Here is a 1609-nt window from a genome sequence, read left to right as displayed (position 1 = left end):
GTCCACGCGATTGACTCCACAGGGGTGCGCCAGATGCTAGAGAAGCACAGCGAGCAGTTCGCTAGCAGCCCGGGGTGTAAGTCCGGATGCGTAAGCAAAAGAGTTTGAAGGATCCACAGGTAGGATTCGTAGAATGCGCGTATGGCGATGGGGACGCGCAAGCAGCGGGAAAAGCAAGAAGACATTTGGATCGCTCATATGGAGCTGCCTTCGGCTCCAGGACATCCGTTCTATCAGCGGCTCAATGAACTGCTGGAGGGGGAGAAGTTCGATGAGTTTGTGGAGGGACGGTGTACGAAGTTCTATGCGGCTAAGTATGGCCGGCCGTCGCTAACCCCGGGAATCTACTTCCGGTCGCTGCTGCTGGGCTACTTTGAGGGCATCGACAGTGAACGGGGGATTGCCTGGCAATTGGCGGATTCGCTGGGGTTGCGGCGCTTTGTGGGGATTGGGTTGGATGAGGACACGCCGGATCACACGACGATTTCGCGTACCCGCCGTTTGATCGACGTGGAAACGCATCGCGAAGTCTTCGGCTGGGTGCTGGGTGTGCTGGCCGAACGTGGGTTGGTGAAGGGGAAGCGGATCGCGATCGATGCAACCACGTTGGAGGCGAATGCGGCGATGCGCTCGATTGTGCGCCGCGACACGGGGGAAAGCTATGAGGAGTTTCTGCGTGGTCTGGCGAAGGCTTCGGGCATCGAGACGCCGACCCGGGAAGACTTGGCACGGTTGGACCGCAAGCGGAAGAAGCGGATGTCGAATAAGGAGTGGGAGAGCCCGGCGGACGGAGATGCACGGATTACGAAGATGAAGGACGGGCGCACGCACTTGGCGCACAAGGCGGAGCACGCGGTCGATCTGGATACGGGTGCGGTGGTGGCGGTAACCCTGCAAGCGGCCGACCTGGGCGACACCGCGACGCTGGACGCGACGCTGAGCGAGGCGGGGATGGCGGTGGCGGAGTTAGTGAGCCGCGAGGTGGAACAGCATCCCGCGGATCCTCCCAAGGTCAACGTCGAGGGAATCGAAGAGGTGGTGGCGGACAAGGGTTACCACAGCGGCGCGGTCTTGGAGCGGGTGAAGAGTTACGAAGTGCGTACCTACATTCCGGAAAAGAAACAAGGGGGGCAGCGCCACTGGGAGGGCAAAACCGAGGAGCAACAGGCGGTGTACCAGAATCGACGGCGCGTGCGCGGCGGCTACGGCAAAAGCTTACTGCGGCGGCGAGGCGAACTGGTGGAACGCAGCTTTGCGCACTGCTACGAGACGGGCGGCATGAGGCGCACACATCTACGCGGACACGAGAATATTCTGAAGCGGCAACTGGTCCATGTGGGGGCGTTCAACTTGAGCCTGATCCTGCGGCAAGTGCTGGGTGCGGGCACGCCGCGGCAGTGGAAAGACCTCGGGGGGACCTCTTTCTTGCTGTTTATTTACTACTTACTCGTCAGGAAAATCGAAATCGGCTCTCAGGAAGCCGAATCTCAATATCTTGTACGATATCGGTCACAGAATCACGAAGCTCGACGCGCAACTCGGCGCGGCTGGTCGTGCCGAAAATTAGTTACTTACACCCCGGGCTGCTAGTCAAAATCGTTCGCAGGAG

General features: G+C 60.0%; 1 protein-coding gene. It reads left to right on the top strand.

The features are described from left to right. The first annotated feature begins 141 nt into the window (after positions 1 to 141). On the top strand, positions 142 to 1590 hold the full coding sequence (locus tag WCA10_RS14375) for a transposase (RefSeq protein ID WP_472823223.1): 1449 nt from the start codon (positions 142 to 144) through the stop codon (positions 1588 to 1590). The last annotated feature ends 19 nt before the right edge of the window (positions 1591 to 1609 follow it).

The organism is Occallatibacter sp. (genome assembly GCF_049582745.1).
GTDB lineage: Bacteria > Acidobacteriota > Terriglobia > Terriglobales > Acidobacteriaceae > Telmatobacter.
Note: the sequence above shows the minus strand (reverse complement) of the source record. Positions and strands in the feature narration are given on the sequence as shown.